This is a genomic window from Winogradskyella alexanderae (assembly GCF_020166335.1).
GTDB lineage: Bacteria > Bacteroidota > Bacteroidia > Flavobacteriales > Flavobacteriaceae > Winogradskyella > Winogradskyella alexanderae.
The window spans coordinates 581,960-597,544 of the sequence record NZ_JAIUJR010000001.1 but is presented as its reverse complement, the minus strand read 5'-3'; the positions used below and the strand labels follow the sequence as shown (position 1 = coordinate 597,544).

Sequence of the window (15,585 nt, the reverse complement as noted above, 5' to 3'; positions counted from 1 at the left end):
AACTAACCTGACAAGAAAACAGGGATTTTTTTTCGATTAAATGCTTATATTTATCGATAAAGTGTGTTTTACAAAAGTTGAAAGGTAATAAAATATCGTTTAAAAACACTGTATTTAAGGTAGTTACAGTATAATTTCAACTAAATCCTCAATTTTGGAAATCTTATGTATGCCTAATTGATACGAGCTCTCTGGTAGTTTACTATATTTTGATACAAAAATAGCCTTAAATCCCAATTTTTCGGCTTCTAATATGCGTTGTTCTATTCTCTGAACTGGCCTTATTTCACCCGATAATCCAATCTCTGCAGCAAAACAATAATCACTTTGAATTGGTACATCTTCATTAGACGACAAAATCGCCGCAATTATAGCTAGGTCTATAGCAGGATCATCTACTGTAATTCCACCTGTAATATTTAAAAAGACATCTTTTGCTCCCAATCTAAAACCAGCTCTTTTTTCGAGAATTGCCAATAACATATTTAAGCGCTTTGCATTAAACCCAGTAGCTGAGCGCTGTGGTGTACCATAAACTGCTGTACTGACCAATGCTTGAACCTCAATCATCAGTGGTCGTAATCCCTCTAAAGTTGCGGCAACGGCATTACCTGATAATTCGCCATCTTTTTCCGATATTAATATTTCAGAAGGATTAGAAACCTCTCTAAGGCCAGAGCCTTGCATTTCATAAATACCTAACTCGTTAGTAGACCCAAATCTGTTTTTATTGGCTCTTAATATCCTAAACACATGGTTCCTGTCCCCTTCAAATTGCAAAACAGTATCAACCATATGCTCAAGAATCTTTGGCCCTGCAATATTACCATCCTTTGTTATATGACCAATTAACAAAACTGGTGTAGCAGTTTCCTTAGCAAATTTAATAAGCTCGCTAGTACATTCCTTTATTTGAGAGATGCTACCTGCCGAAGATTCAATATAATCGCTGTGCAGTGTTTGTATTGAATCTATAATTATGATCTCTGGTTGTAAATTCTCAATCTGCTTGAAAATATTCTGTGTTTTTGTTTCGGTTAGGATATAACAATTATCACTATTTGGATTTATGCGCTCCGCACGCATTTTTATTTGCTTTTGACTTTCCTCACCAGAAACATAAAGTATTTTATGCTTAACCCTTAAAGCAATTTGAAGCAATAAAGTGCTCTTACCTATTCCTGGCTCACCTCCTAACAAGATCAATGAACCCTTTACCATTCCACCTCCTAAAACCCTGTTGAACTCGCTATCTCGCAGGTCTATCCTAGCTTCTTTGGACGTATCAATTTCTGATACTTTTAATGGCTTTGAAATTCTTAAGGATTTAGTATCATTGGTTTTCCAACTGGTCTTTTCGGGTTTTTGAATAACCTCTTCTACAATTGTGTTCCATTCTTTACAAGAGGTACATTGGCCTTGCCATTTTGCAAATTGAGTGCCACAGTTTTGACAAAAAAATGATGTCTTTATCTTAGCCATACCTAAAAACCCATTAACGATTCAATGTTTATGTTTTCGAACTTGGCTAAGTTAACTCTTTTCTAATTGATGTCTTTAAACCAATTTATAATTGTGAAGATTTTTAGTGCCGTAAATTTTGATGATAATTTTGTTGTAATGAATAGTTTAGCCTTGTCATACAACGCCTCAAAATAGTAATCTGTTGAAGGTGTTCTTTTTTTAGTTGTCCTCATCGTCTTCCTCCTCTCCTTTTTGGTTATCTGTATCTACAACTGTTAGTTCATCAATCTTTGAAAAAATAAATTCTCTATTTATATGACTTACATCATTAAGTGTTAATGCAGACTCATATAGTTTTTTAGCTTTCTTTGTTTTTCCGATTTTCTCTGCATGCTGTGCGAGGTAATAAGTACCTAATAAGGATTCTGGTTCTAATTTTTTTGCCAATTTACCAATGCGTTCAAGAGATTCAATATCCTCGCGTTCTTCGGCTATTTTAACCACTTTTTCAAATTCTTCTTCAGTAATTGGTTTTTTAATCCCAAATAAATCTTCAATCCTCTTGTACCTGTCTACCAAATACTTATCTAATGGGCCTTCATAAGGCCAAACTTTTTCTCTTAGTTCTTTCTCTCTTAAGGGCTTATAGAGTTCAAAGATTTTATCGAAAGATCTTGCTATCGCACTTGTTACTAACGTATAGTGGGTATCGTTGTTGAAATCGTCGAAGTAATATGTTAAATACTGATTGTTTACTTGTGAAATTTGACTATTTGCAGTAAGTACAGCGTTTCTAATGTATGGTAAATCCTTATCTGAAGTTGCTAAATAATAAAAGATATCGTCCTTGAAAAATTCCAAACGTTCGCCTAAATAATCTTTAACAGTACCCGACAGGTCAGGGCTTAGGCAAACATAAGCGTTAAACAACGGCTCTTCTTTAAATAAAAAGGAGTTTATGAAATTACCCATAAGGTCATGACCTACAGCAACCTTGAACTTACTTGTCTTGTATTTTTTATCGAGGTATGGAATTAATTCTTCAGCAACAAACTCATGAAACCGCAATCCTGATTCTTTTGGAAGGCCTGTTACCTCATCACAATATCCGTCATAAAATCTTTCATTTGCCTGTACGATTCCAACAACTATAGAACTAGGCATATCATCAAAATAAGTTTGGAATTGCAACTGGCCAACCACTGGTTCAAATAAATAATCACCATCAAAAACAATAATAAGAGGATGGATTATTTCTGATTCTGGATTGTAGTTAGCCGGCAGTTTTACTTTTAACTGACGAACAGCGTTTAGTTTTGACGATGCAATTTCATCATAGGTAATTTGAGCAAATAACTGACAAAAAAGTACATTAAAAAAAACTAAAAGAATAGTCTTTTGCATTAATTAGTAGGTTAAGATTTGGATATCCAAACATAGTAATTAATCGTCAAGTTGTAAACTTTTTTCGACGAAATGCACTAATTTTTTAGAGCGTCTTGGGCTTCATACATTTTGTCTAGCATAATATCCTTATCAATGTATTGTGAGGGCTCAAGCAATAATCCAGCTTTATAGCGTAATAATGCTCTTTTATAATCTCCTTCTTTTTCATGAAACATTCCCATATAATATGCGCTAAGCATTGAATTAGGAAATTCCTTTTTAACCATTTTGGCAAGATTTTCTAATGCGTCTAAGTCATTTTTTTTATTGCATGCAGCCGCTATTGCTCGTATGTCATTCTCAATAAGCTGCTTTTCAAATCCATAAAAGTATTCTATGTCCTTGTACTTTTTAACTAAATAGTCATATGGTGACCCTTCAAACGGAATAATTTGTTCCTTGTACTCTTTCCCAGTTATGGGTTTGTATAAAGAAAAGATTTCATTTAGAGCCTTGGGAATTCCTCTGCCAACGAGGGAGTAATGATTGGCATCTTCAAAATTATCAAACTTATATTTTAGGTTCTGATTATCAATAGTATTAAGCATTGCATTGCATTCTATGATGGCGTTTCTTAAAAAGCTTATATCAGCATCTGCCGTTGCCATGTAATAAAATGTTTCTTGTTCTATCTCAGATAGTCGGTCTTTAAGCCTCGTTGCCATTTCCGGTGCCAAATCGGGACTCAAAGCAATGTATGCCCTAAACAATGGCCTGTCTTTAAATAAAAAGTAGTTTATAAAATTTGCGCCTAAATCGTGTCCAGCAATTACTCTAAAACTGGAAACTTTATAGTTATTCTCAAGAAACGGAATAAGTTCTGAAGCCAGAAACTCATAATAATTGGCTCCCTCATTAACTGGCAAATAAGTATCGTCATCGTACAAAAAATCATCTTCACGCGTATTTGCCTGATTAACACCTACAACAATACAATCCGGTATGTCTTCCCAATAGGCTTGATAATCAATATTTCCTGCAATGGGCTCAAAAAGATAATCTCCATCTAGAACTATAACTAGTGGGTAGGTTCTTTTACTTTCTGAATCGTAATTACGTGGTAATTGAATTTTTAATTCCCTAGCATCATCAAGTTTTTCAGAATCTATAGTTTTATAGATGGCTTGAGAATACAATGGAGATGAAAATAGGATTGGTAAAATGAAAGTAAATAATTTCTTCATCTGACAAATAAGTTAAAGGTAAAGCAAGGTAAAAAATATTTCTATACTCTTTTTTGCTTTCGGTTGTAAAGGGGTAAATATAAAAGTGATAGGCCACCCAGTAATATTATTACAAATGTTTGAGAAGACCACATTATCCAACCAAATGCTCTGCTTGGGTCCTCTGGAAGATTAAAAATCATAAAAGCAATAACTATGGCCTCAGGAAAAGATCCAATACCACCATTTGTGGCGGCTATACTAAAACTGGCCAAAATAAAACCGATTAGAACAGGTGCAATTGAAATATCATTTAGTTCAGGTAAGGCAAACGTTGTTACATAAAACATGGACAAATACATAGTCCAAATGAAAATTGTATGAAAAATGAACGCCCATTTTCGTTTCATTTTAAAAATACTTAGCGCCCCCTCAACTAATCCGTTGACAAAATTTTTAATTTTTAATGCGAGTGTAGTCTCACTTCTTTTAACAAAAAGATAAACTATTAAACCAATTAAAATTACTATTGAACCTAATATAACGAGAGTGATTGGTTTAAACTTATCAAGAAAAAAGCCTAGTATAAAATCATATTCTAAAAACAGTGCGATAAAAATTATGACTAACAACATAATTGTGTCTGCCACGCGTTCTGCGACAATTGTTCCAAACCCTTTTTCAAAAGGTATTCCCTCGTAATTTGTGAGTATAGATGCCCTGGCGATTTCTCCAGCTCGTGGAATTGTAAAGTTTATTAAATATGCTGAATAAACCGACATAAAACTATTTGCTAGTCTTGGCTTAAAGCCTAGCGGTTCTGCCATGTAAAGCCACCTATATGCTCTTGAAGTATGGCTGAGAATACCAAGAACAACGCCAATAACTATCCAAATATATTCTGCTTCTTTAAAGTATTGAAGCAACTTTGATACTGATATCTGAGATAGTGAATACCAAACTAAAAGCACTCCTAACAAAAGCGGAAGTACAATTTTATAAATGGACTTTGAATTAGTCAAAAGGCTATTTTAGAAGATTTGTTTCTTCGTCTGGGAATACCAAGGAGGGTTTAAAAACCTTGGCCTTTTCAATATCCATGAATGCATAAGTGATTAGTATTAAAACATCACCAACAGCAACTTTTCTTGCGGCTGCGCCATTCAGCGTAATCTCACCGCTGTTTCGTGGACCTGGAATACAGTAGGTTTCTAGTCTCTCCCCATTGTTATTATTTACAATTTGAACTTTTTCTCCTTGAATAATATTAGCTGCGTCCATTAGATCTTCATCAATAGTGATGCTTCCGATGTAATTAAGATCTGCACCAGTACATTTAACGCGATGAATTTTAGATTTTACTACTTGAATTTGCATGAGGCAAAAATAATTAATTTAATGCGATATTATCTATTAGTCTTATATCACCTGCATATACAGCAATAAATGCCCTATATGACTTTTTATTGGATTTTCTTTTTACTGGTTTTAGGGAAGATGCTTCTGCAATAGTAAAATATTCCAAATCTAAGAGTGGCTGTTTCCTAAATTGAGCTTCAACCCATTCCGTTACATATTTAGCACTTTTTGTGCCAAACTTTATTTTGGCAGATTTTAAGATTCTAAAAATAAATGGGGCCACTTTTCTTTGTTGTTTAGTTAATCTCGTATTTCTAGAACTCATTGCTAATCCGTCTTTTGTTCTATGGATTTTACAAGCAACAATATTTACGGGCATTTTGTGCTTTTCAACCAACTTTTTAATTATCTGTAATTGTTGAAAATCCTTTTCTCCAAAATAAGCATTATCTGGTTTAATGATTTCAAACAATCGCTTAACAATTGTTCCAACACCATCAAAATGACCTTTTCTAAACGCACCCTCCATTTCATCTTCTAGTCCATCAAAATTAAATGACATGGACATTATTTTATCACCATAAACATCTTCTGCATTTGGCGCATAAACAGCGATATTCTCTGCTTTCAAAGATTTTAATAGTGAGACATCAGCTTCTAATGTTCTTGGGTATTTTTTAAGGTCCTCTTGTTTATCAAATTGTGTAGGATTAACAAAAATACTAATAACCACAACATCATTCTGTATCAACGCCTTGTTGACCAGAGATAAATGGCCATCATGAAGCGCTCCCATTGTTGGTACAAATCCAACCAACTTGTTTTCAGCTTTAGCCTCTTCAATAAAAAGCGACAGCTCGTTTTTTTTATGATATAATTTCAATTCCGTTTTAAAAATTTAACGCGTGCAAACTTAATATTTTACTGGCAATCTGCACAAAATTTTGTAATTTTGCATGTTTTTTACTTTTAATTTTAAAAGCATCTGATTTATGAAAGATAAGCGAATATTGTATGTGTCTTCGGAAGTAGTTCCATATTTACCAGAAACAGAAATTTCTTCAATGTCATTTGAAGCACCTAGAATGGTAAATAAGCAAGGAGGGCAAATACGAATATTCATGCCTCGCTTTGGAAACATAAACGAAAGACGGCATCAATTACACGAAGTAATTAGGCTATCTGGTATCAATCTTGTCATAAACGATTTGGATATGCCTTTGATCATCAAAGTAGCATCAATTCCAAAAGAAAGAATTCAGGTTTATTTCATTGATAACGAAGAATACTTTAAAAGAAAAGCTACATTAACAGATGAGGATGGAAACCTTTTTGCAGATAACGATGAGAGAGCAATCTTTTTTGCAAAAGGCGTAATAGAAACCGTGAAGAAGTTAAACTGGGCTCCTGATATAATCCATGTAAACGGTTGGTTAGCTTCTTTATTACCATTATATCTTAAGGAGTTTTACAAAACTGAACCTCTCTTTACAGAGAGCAAAATAATTACATCAGTATACAATCAAAGCTTTGATGGTACGTTAGATAAAGATATGATAACAAAAGTAAAATTTGATGGTCTAGATGATGGAGCTATAGAACCTTTAAGTAAACCTGACTATAGTAGTTTAATGAAAATTGCTATAGACAATTCTGATGCCGTTATCAAAGCGTCTGCAGAGCTGCCGAAAGATATAGATGACTATATTAACGGCCTTGAAAAACCGGTACTAGATTATCACACAATAGAGGAATTTGCTGAACCATACACTGAATTTTACAAAAATACAGTTCTTAACGGCTAAAAAAACCCATGAAAAACACTAAAATTGCGCTTAACCTTCTTACTTTAAGCTTCCTGCTGCTGTCATTTATAGCGTGCGATAAAGATTTTGCAACAATAGACTCTGATGTCCTTAGTCCAGACACAGCAACTGATTTTAATATAAAGAAAGATAGTTTTGATATTATCACCTATACAAAACGACTTGGCCCAATGCAATCTGATGGGTTGAATGTTAACTTACTTGGTATCTATGATGATGCCTACGGTAGGACAACAGCTAGTTTTGTCTCTCAAATAACCACATCTACATTCTCACCTACATTTGGAACAAATGTGGTCCTAGACTCTGTTGCTTTATATATCCCATTTTTTTCAAGAGCCACAGACTTTGACGATGATGGCGAGCTGATTTACACCAATGACTCTGTATTTGGTGACAAACCGTTTAAGTTGAGCATTTTTGAAAGCAACTATTTTTTAAGGGATTTTGTGCCTGATGGCGAGTTTAATGAAACCGTGGCTTATTTCTCAAATAAAACACTTGATGACTCATCTACAATACCAGAATCCTTGTTAGAAGGTACTCCAATAGAGTATCTCAATGAGGATGGTACAGTAAATACTGAAAATATTGTTACTATATCAAATAAGGCTATTATTTTAACAACACCAGATACAGATGAAGATGAGGATGAAGATCCTCAAGTAGTACAGACTCTTACACCTGGTCTAAGATTAATGTTGAAACCAGAATTTTGGCAAGAAAAAATTATTAATCAGGAAGGGGAATCGGTTCTAAGTAGCCAAAACAACTTGTCAGAATATTTCAGAGGTCTGTATTTCAAAGCAGAACCCATAGATGATGAAGGTAGTTTTTTAATTCTTAATATAGGTACCGCTGTTACTAATATTACACTGTACTATACGAGGGATGATGAAACTGCTGACGATGATGATGAGGTTCAAACTGTTCAAGAAACTTATCAATTGTCTTTCGGTCCAACACGTGTTAATTTCTTACAGAATGATTTTAATTTTGCAATTGATGATGGTGATGACACAAATGGTGATAGTCGACTTTACCTTAAAGGTGGTGATGGCGCCATTGCGAGAATAAAATTATTTAATGGTACTGATATTGATGATGACAATGATACTTTCAATGCGTTCGAAATTTGGAAAAATGATTTTGTCGAAACAGATGAAGAAGGAAATTTTGTAAAGTCAAAACGATTGGTCAACGAGGCCAATTTAATATTTCATGTTGATCAAAATATTGTAAACGGCAATGAACCAAATCGTATTTATTTGTATGACATAGAGAATAAAATACCTTTAGTAGATTATTTTTTAGATGGAATAGTAAATGCAATACCTTCGATATCAGTATTAAACCATTTAGGACCGTTGCAACGTATTGATGACGAACCTGAAGGAGATGGCATTAAATATAAACTTGAAATTACTGAGCATATTAATAATCTGCTTTTAAGGGATTCTACTAATGTGGATTTAGGTTTGTCTGTATCCTTAAACGTAAATTTAGAAGAGAACTTTCCGCAAAGAGAAATCATTTCTCAAGAAGAAAATTTAACTTCACCTCTCAGCTCGGTTCTAAGTCCGCGTGGCACAGTTTTACATGGTAATAATACTGAGGATGAAACCAAAAAAGTGTATTTAGAAATATATTACACGGAACCAAATAACTAAATCTTTAACCTATGTGTGGAATTGTAGGGTATATTGGGCATCGAGATGCTTATCCCATTGTAATTAAAGGCCTTCAACGACTTGAATATAGAGGGTATGATAGTGCTGGTATTGCACTATACGACGGCACTAATATTAAACTTTCTAAAACAAAAGGGAAAGTTTCAGACTTAAGAAATAAACTAGAAGACGAAATATCTACTTCAGGAACTTTGGGTATTGGCCATACGAGATGGGCTACACATGGTGTTCCAAATGATATTAATTCTCACCCACACTATTCGAACTCAGGTGATCTTGTGATTATTCATAACGGAATAATCGAAAATTATGATACACTTAAAAAAGAGTTAAGTAAAAGAGGCTACGTTTTCAAATCTGATACTGACACTGAAGTACTAGTAAATCTTATTGAAGACGTAAAGAAAAATGAAGATATAAAGCTAGGTAAGGCTGTACAAATTGCTTTAAATCAAGTTGTTGGAGCTTATGCCATCGCGGTCTTTGATAAGAGTAAACCTAATGAGATTGTAGTTGCAAGACTCGGAAGCCCACTTGCCATTGGTATTGGTGAGGACGAGTTTTTCATTGCTAGTGATGCTTCACCTTTTATAGAATATACAAAAAATGCCATATATCTTGAAGATGAAGAAATGGCGATTATCCGAAGAAATAAAGAAGTCAAAGTGCGTAAAATAAAGGACGACACACTTGTTGATCCTTACATGCAAGAACTAAAATTAAATCTCGAGCAAATAGAAAAAGGTGGTTATGACCATTTCATGCTCAAAGAGATATATGAGCAACCAAGTGCCATATTAGATACTTTTCGAGGTAGGCTTCTAACAAATGAAGCCATGATAAAATTAGCGGGTGTTGAGGATAACATGAAAAAGTTCTTAGCCGCTGATCGTATCATCATTGTAGCTTGTGGTACATCATGGCATGCTGGTTTAGTTGCAGAGTATATTTTCGAAGATCTTGCTAGGATTCCTGTTGAAGTTGAATACGCATCGGAATTTAGATATAGAAATCCTGTAATTACGGAGAAAGATATTGTTATTGCAATATCCCAATCAGGAGAAACAGCAGATACGCTAGCAGCAATAAAATTGGCTAAGTCCAAGGGCGCCTTTGTATTTGGTGTTTGTAATGTTGTCGGCTCATCCATCGCAAGAGAAACTAATGCTGGTGCTTATACACATGCAGGTCCAGAAATTGGTGTTGCTTCAACAAAGGCATTCACAACGCAGATTACAGTTCTTACATTAATGGCCTTAAGATTGGCAAGAGCAAAAGGAACAATCTCAAGCTCGGAATTTAGACATCATTTAATTGAATTGGAGACCATTCCTTCCAAGGTAGAGGAAGCTCTTAAATCAGATGGTTATGTACAAGCAATTTCTGAAATTTACAAGGATGCCAAAAACTTCCTTTATTTAGGACGCGGCTTTAATTTTCCCGTAGCGCTTGAAGGCGCACTGAAACTTAAAGAAATATCTTATATCCACGCTGAGGGATATCCTGCAGCCGAGATGAAACACGGACCAATTGCCTTAATTGATGAACAAATGCCAGTTGTTGTTATTGCTACCAAAAAAGGACACTATGAAAAAGTAGTTAGTAATATTCAAGAAATAAAGTCAAGAAAAGGTAAAATAATAGGAATAGTTACAAAAGGTGATAAAAGTGTTAAGGAACTTGCTGATCATGTCATAGAAGTACCTGAAACTATTGAATGTTTAACACCATTACTCACAACAATTCCACTTCAATTGTTATCCTATCATATTGCTGTGATGCTAGGTAAAAATGTAGATCAACCTAGAAACTTAGCAAAGTCTGTTACTGTGGAGTAAATGATATACAATAGATTTAAAAAAGGCCTCTAATTTTAAGAATTATTCAAAATTAGAGGCCTTTTGTTCATTAAACATGTAATACAGGCACATATTTTTAAGAATTTTTTATTGCATTTAAACAGATTTATTTAAATTGCCCAATCAATACTCTAAATAATTAACTAATTCTCTAAAATGAAGACAACTCTAAAGCTTTTTGCAATGCTTTTTTGTGTGGTTTCTTTTGCGCAAACCACAGTAAAAGGTAAAATTACCGACAATACTGGCCTACCCCTACCCGGAGCCAATATTGTTGTTGTAGGAACATCTACCGGTACATCTTCGGATTTTGACGGTAACTATGTACTTACTGTAAATCAAGACCCTCCTTTTTCAATCCGTGTAACATATACTGGATTTCAAGATCAAACTATTGAAATTACCGCAAACAATCTAACAATTGATGTTTCATTAGTTGAAGGTAACGAATTAGATGAAGTTGTTGTATCTGCTTCTCGAACTCCAGAGCGTATTTTTGAATCACCGGTTACTGTAGAACGTTTTGGTCTAAAAGAAATCAAAAACACTGCATCAGTAGATTTTTATGATGGCCTCGAAAATTTAAAAGGGGTTGACATAAACACAAATAGTTTAACCTTTAAATCTATAAATACCAGAGGATTTGCAACATTCGCAAATACACGTTTTATGCAACTTGTAGATGGGATGGATAATTCTGCTCCAGCATTGAACTTCCCTCTTGGTAATTTATTAGGTATGACCGAAACAGATGTACAAAGCGTGGAATTACTTCCAGGAGCTTCCTCTGCACTTTATGGTGCGAACGCATTCAATGGTATTCTTTTTATGCGTAGTAAAAACCCATTTGATTTTCAAGGTATAAGCGGTTATGTTAAACGAGGGATTACTTCGCAAGAGGCTGCCGGAGATAATGAATATACCGATTTAGGAATTCGTATGGCATACAAGTTCAGCGAGAAATTTGCGGCTAAAGTTAATTTTGGTTATTTAAAAGGAACCGATTGGGCTGCTGTGAGTGAGGAAGATAAATTAAATCGTGGACTTACCAGAGCAGATATCGATTATGACGGTATAAACGTTTATGGTGATGAAGTAAGTACAAATATTAATGATGTTGCCCAAACACTCGAGAGTTTAGGCTTGGCACCTGCTGGTATTTCAGGCCTAGTGCCGTCTGTAGATGTAAGTAGAACAGGTTATAATGAAAGAGATCTTACAAACTACAATGCTGAAAGTATCAAAGCAGATTGGGGATTATATTTCCGTCCGTGGGAAAATGATTTTGAAATTCAATATGTAGGTAAAATTGGTTCTGGTAATACTATATACCAAGGTGCTAACCGCTACAACATTAAGAATTTCTTCTTACAACAGCATAAATTAGAAATTAGAAATGACAACTTCTTCGTAAGAGGTTACATCACTGAAGATAAAGCAGGTGATTCTTACGACATGGTCTTTACTGGTATTAATATTAACAATGCATGGAAAGACAACAACACTTGGTTTGGTGAGTATGTCGCTGCATATGCTGGCGCCACGTTAAGTGGTGCGACAAACGAAGCGGCGCATGTGGCTGCCAGACAGGCTGCAGATACGGGTCGCCTTTTACCTGGCACACCAGAATTTCAACGTGTGTTTGATAGAGTGACAAACGATCCTGATTTGACCACAGGCTCTAGATTCCAAGATAATTCTAAAATTTATCATGGAGACTTCAATTACAATTTTGGTGATTTAGTGGATTTTGCAGAAATTCAGGTTGGTGGATCGGTTAGACGATACAGCCTTAACTCTTTTGGAACAATTTACACTGATGTTGATGGACCAATCAATTATGATGAATTTGGATTGTACACACAATTACAAAGATCTTTAGAACTCTCTGAAAGTGTAGAACTTAAATTAACAGGTTCTGTACGCTACGACAAAAACGAATTGTTTGATGGCTTCTTCTCGCCAAGATTATCTGCCGGTTTCACCATAAATGAAGACCACAACATTAGAGCCTCATTCCAGACTGGATTTAGAAATCCAACCACACAAGATTTATACATCGGTTTAAATGTTGGTCGAGCCATTTTAGTGGGTGGTGCTTTTGATAATCCTGAAAGAGATATTAGAAATTATGATATTAGCGCTGCTGGTGCTCAGATATTGGGTCTTGCGCCAGGTACCGAGACTATAACTAGAGATGCCTCCGCAGCATATAATAACTCGTTCTTTGCAAATTCAGTTCTAAATGGTTTTGCAAATTCAGGCAATCCTGCAGATTTAGAAATTGCAAATTCAAACCTTGCACAACCAGAGCAGGTAAGTTCTTTCGAGTTAGGATATAGAGGTAAGTTTGACGATATTATTGTAGATGCATCTGCTTACTATAACTCGTATCAAGATTTCCTAGCAAACGAAACTGTAGTTGCACCACTTTACGGAGATGTAGAATTGACACAAACCCTTCCAAATGGTGTGCCGTTAGCCGTAGCAGCAATTGCAAATGGTGATTTCCAAGCATACCAAACGTATACAAATGCTGACGAAGAAGTAAATTCATATGGCGCAGCAATACAAGTTTCGACTAAAGTATTGGATGGTTTTGATTTAAGCGCTAACTACACTTATGCACGATTAGATTTTGATACAGCTGCAAATCCAGATTTTAGAACAAACTTTAACACGCCAGAGCACAAGGTTAAATTATCTTTTGGCAAAACTGAATTATTCAAAAACTTTGGATTTAACACATCTTGGAGATGGAGTGACAATTTCTTCTGGGAAGCATCTTTTGGAGATGGTGAAGTCCCTGCTTATAGTGTATTAGATGCACAAATAAACTACAGAATTCCAAGCTTAAAAACGACTCTAAAAGTAGGTGCTACAAACTTGCTACAAGATGAGTATTTTACAGCATTTGGAACGGGTTTCATAGGATCTATGTACTACGCATCCATAACTATCAATAACTTATAATTAAAATGAAAATGAAAAACTTAAAATATATAGCACTTTCGTTCTTAGCTATTGGTATTTTAGCGTGTGAGAATGATACTTTAGATGATCTTAGAAATAGAGGTAATACAGATACTGAGCCATTACCCGAATTAACGGCGGGAAGTGCAGATTTTACGAACTATGTAGCTCTGGGTGCTTCATTTACGGCGGGATTTAGTGATGGCACGGTGTTTCTTGCCGCTCAAGAAAACTCATTCCCAAAGATAATGGCTGATAAATTTGCATTGACTGGAGGAGGAACATTTACACAACCATTAGTTAGCGACAATTTTGGTGGCTTAGCAGCTGGTGGTACGAGAATTGCAGATCCAAGATTGGTTTTTGGTGGTGCAGGACCGGTGGGTTTAGAATCAATTATTGGGCCTGTAACCGTTGGTACTGATATTGTCTTAAATAACCCTACTGGACCTTTTAACAACTTGGGTATACCTGGTGCAAAAAGTTTCCATTTAGTAGCTCCTGGTTACGGAAACATTTCTAATTTCCCTGCGGCTGCAAATCCATATGCAGTACGTGTTACTGGTAATGCACCAAATGCAACAATCTTGGAATTAGCACTTGCGCAAAACCCTTCTTTCTTTTCAATTTCTGAAATAGGAGGAAATGATGTTTTGGGATACGCTACATCTGGTGGAGACGGAACAAATCCAATTACGGATTCGGCAACATTTGATGCTTCACTAAATGCAATAGTAGCTGGTATGACAGCCAACGGTGCAAAGGGTGTCATTGGTAATTTACCAGACATAACGAGTCTATCACATTTTACAACAGTGCCACACAATCCATTAGAACCATCAAACCCAGCCTTTGGACCGTTAATTCCAACTTTGAACACTTTATATGGCGCGCTTAATGATGTCTATGCGTTTTTAGAATTTCAAGGTGCTATTGACGATGCGGCCACACGTACTGTGGTATTTTCAGACAGCCAGGCTAATGCAGTTGTTATTGTCGATGAAAATCTTGATAATATCTCGGCATTAATTACGCAGACCTTGCTTGGTAATCCTCAATTTCCAGCATTTATTACTCAATTTGGTTTACCAGCAGCAGCAGCGCCTCAAGTGGCAGGATTACTAGGTTTAGTTTATGGACAGGCGAGACAAGCAACTCCTGATGATCTTTTTGTTTTGCCTAGCTCATCTGTAATTGGGACTGTCAATTCTGAATTTTCATTGTTTTTGCAATCTCAAGGTATTCCGGCCGCAACTGCAGACCAGTTTGCTGCAGAAGGCGTAACATTACCGCTTGAGGACAAATGGTCTTTAGTACCTGAAGAGCAAATGGAAATAGCTGTTGCTACAGACGCCTATAACGCAACCATATCTTCCGTGGCTAGTACAAATGGCTTAGCTTTAGTTGACTTAAATGCTATTTTAGAAGAAGCAGCAAGTACAGGTATTATATTTGATGATTTTATTCATACTACTGATTTAGTATTTGGCGGACTTGTAAGTCTAGACGGAATACATCTTACATCTCGCGGTTATGCTTTAATGGCTAATGCATTTTTACAAGCTATTGATACAACCTATGGGTCAAATTTTGAGGCATCTGGTAACCTGGCAAAGGCAGACGATTATATAACTAATTATTCGCCTTTATTGCAATAACCTTGGCTAAATATTTTTATAATAAACACGCTTTATGAAAGCGTGTTTTTTTTATTTCAAAATCGACAGTTTTTTAGAATAAAACTATATCTTTGCAGCGCGAAAAACACGTTGTTTTTCAGATTTAAAACATAGCAAAACAAAAA

Annotated in this window: 11 protein-coding genes; 5 read left to right on the top strand and 6 right to left on the bottom strand. The window is 35.4% G+C overall.

The genetic code is table 11. The annotated features are described in order from the left end of the window. Window positions 1-123: 123 nt before the first annotated feature. The 6 genes from radA to panC form a co-directional block, all read right to left on the bottom strand. Window positions 124-1,482 carry a DNA repair protein RadA gene (radA, locus tag LBU54_RS02615; protein WP_224525350.1) on the bottom strand — a complete coding sequence of 453 codons (1,359 nt, stop codon included), beginning with the start codon at window positions 1,480-1,482 and terminating at the stop codon, window positions 124-126. 201 nt (window positions 1,483-1,683) lie between these two features. Beyond that, complete coding sequence (locus LBU54_RS02610) at window positions 1,684-2,868, bottom strand: alpha/beta hydrolase (protein WP_224525348.1); 1,185 nt, start codon at window positions 2,866-2,868, stop codon at window positions 1,684-1,686. Between the two features lie 77 nt (window positions 2,869-2,945). Further along, the gene (locus LBU54_RS02605; RefSeq protein ID WP_224525343.1) at window positions 2,946-4,094 is read right to left on the bottom strand and encodes an alpha/beta hydrolase; all 1,149 of its coding nucleotides are present in this window, start codon (window positions 4,092-4,094) and stop codon (window positions 2,946-2,948) included. 41 nt (window positions 4,095-4,135) lie between these two features. Beyond that, window positions 4,136-5,095, bottom strand: coding sequence for a lysylphosphatidylglycerol synthase transmembrane domain-containing protein (locus tag LBU54_RS02600; RefSeq protein ID WP_224525341.1), 960 nt, complete (start codon window positions 5,093-5,095; stop codon window positions 4,136-4,138). Between the two features lie 4 nt (window positions 5,096-5,099). After that, window positions 5,100-5,450, bottom strand: a complete 351-nt coding sequence (gene panD / locus LBU54_RS02595) for an aspartate 1-decarboxylase (RefSeq protein WP_224525339.1) — start codon at window positions 5,448-5,450, stop codon at window positions 5,100-5,102. A 13-nt stretch (window positions 5,451-5,463) separates the two neighbouring features. Further along, window positions 5,464-6,315 (bottom strand): pantoate--beta-alanine ligase, encoded by an 852-nt coding sequence (panC, locus tag LBU54_RS02590; protein ID WP_224525336.1) that lies wholly within the window; start codon window positions 6,313-6,315, stop codon window positions 5,464-5,466. A gap of 109 nt (window positions 6,316-6,424) precedes the next feature. Here panC and LBU54_RS02585 point away from each other — a divergent pair, with 109 nt between their 5' ends. The 5 genes from LBU54_RS02585 to LBU54_RS02565 all read left to right on the top strand — a co-directional run bounded on the left by LBU54_RS02585 (window position 6,425) and on the right by LBU54_RS02565 (window position 15,439). Continuing rightward, the gene (locus tag LBU54_RS02585; RefSeq protein ID WP_224525333.1) at window positions 6,425-7,237 is read left to right on the top strand and encodes a glycogen/starch synthase; all 813 of its coding nucleotides are present in this window, start codon (window positions 6,425-6,427) and stop codon (window positions 7,235-7,237) included. A gap of 8 nt (window positions 7,238-7,245) precedes the next feature. Then, entirely contained in the window at window positions 7,246-8,928 is a 1,683-nt protein-coding gene (locus LBU54_RS02580) for a DUF4270 domain-containing protein (RefSeq protein ID WP_224525330.1), read from the top strand. Window positions 8,929-8,939: 11 nt separating this feature from the next. Next, window positions 8,940-10,787 (top strand): glutamine--fructose-6-phosphate transaminase (isomerizing), encoded by a 1,848-nt coding sequence (gene glmS, locus LBU54_RS02575; RefSeq protein WP_224525327.1) that lies wholly within the window; start codon window positions 8,940-8,942, stop codon window positions 10,785-10,787. Between the two features lie 177 nt (window positions 10,788-10,964). Then, window positions 10,965-13,781: a TonB-dependent receptor gene (locus LBU54_RS02570; protein WP_224525324.1), complete on the top strand. Its 2,817-nt coding sequence runs from the start codon at window positions 10,965-10,967 to the stop codon at window positions 13,779-13,781. Window positions 13,782-13,792: 11 nt separating this feature from the next. Next, on the top strand, window positions 13,793-15,439 hold the full coding sequence (locus LBU54_RS02565) for an SGNH/GDSL hydrolase family protein (protein ID WP_224525322.1): 1,647 nt from the start codon (window positions 13,793-13,795) through the stop codon (window positions 15,437-15,439). Window positions 15,440-15,585 lie beyond the last annotated feature (146 nt).

Coding starts and splice junctions, on each gene's coding strand:
- radA (WP_224525350.1), bottom strand. CDS start 1,482: ATGGCTAAGATAAAGACATCATTTTTTTGTCAAAACTGTGGCACTCAA.
- LBU54_RS02610 (WP_224525348.1), bottom strand. CDS start 2,868: ATGCAAAAGACTATTCTTTTAGTTTTTTTTAATGTACTTTTTTGTCAG.
- LBU54_RS02605 (WP_224525343.1), bottom strand. CDS start 4,094: ATGAAGAAATTATTTACTTTCATTTTACCAATCCTATTTTCATCTCCA.
- panD (WP_224525339.1), bottom strand. CDS start 5,450: ATGCAAATTCAAGTAGTAAAATCTAAAATTCATCGCGTTAAATGTACT.
- LBU54_RS02585 (WP_224525333.1), top strand. CDS start 6,425: ATGAAAGATAAGCGAATATTGTATGTGTCTTCGGAAGTAGTTCCATAT.
- LBU54_RS02580 (WP_224525330.1), top strand. CDS start 7,246: ATGAAAAACACTAAAATTGCGCTTAACCTTCTTACTTTAAGCTTCCTG.
- glmS (WP_224525327.1), top strand. CDS start 8,940: ATGTGTGGAATTGTAGGGTATATTGGGCATCGAGATGCTTATCCCATT.
- LBU54_RS02570 (WP_224525324.1), top strand. CDS start 10,965: ATGAAGACAACTCTAAAGCTTTTTGCAATGCTTTTTTGTGTGGTTTCT.
- LBU54_RS02565 (WP_224525322.1), top strand. CDS start 13,793: ATGAAAAACTTAAAATATATAGCACTTTCGTTCTTAGCTATTGGTATT.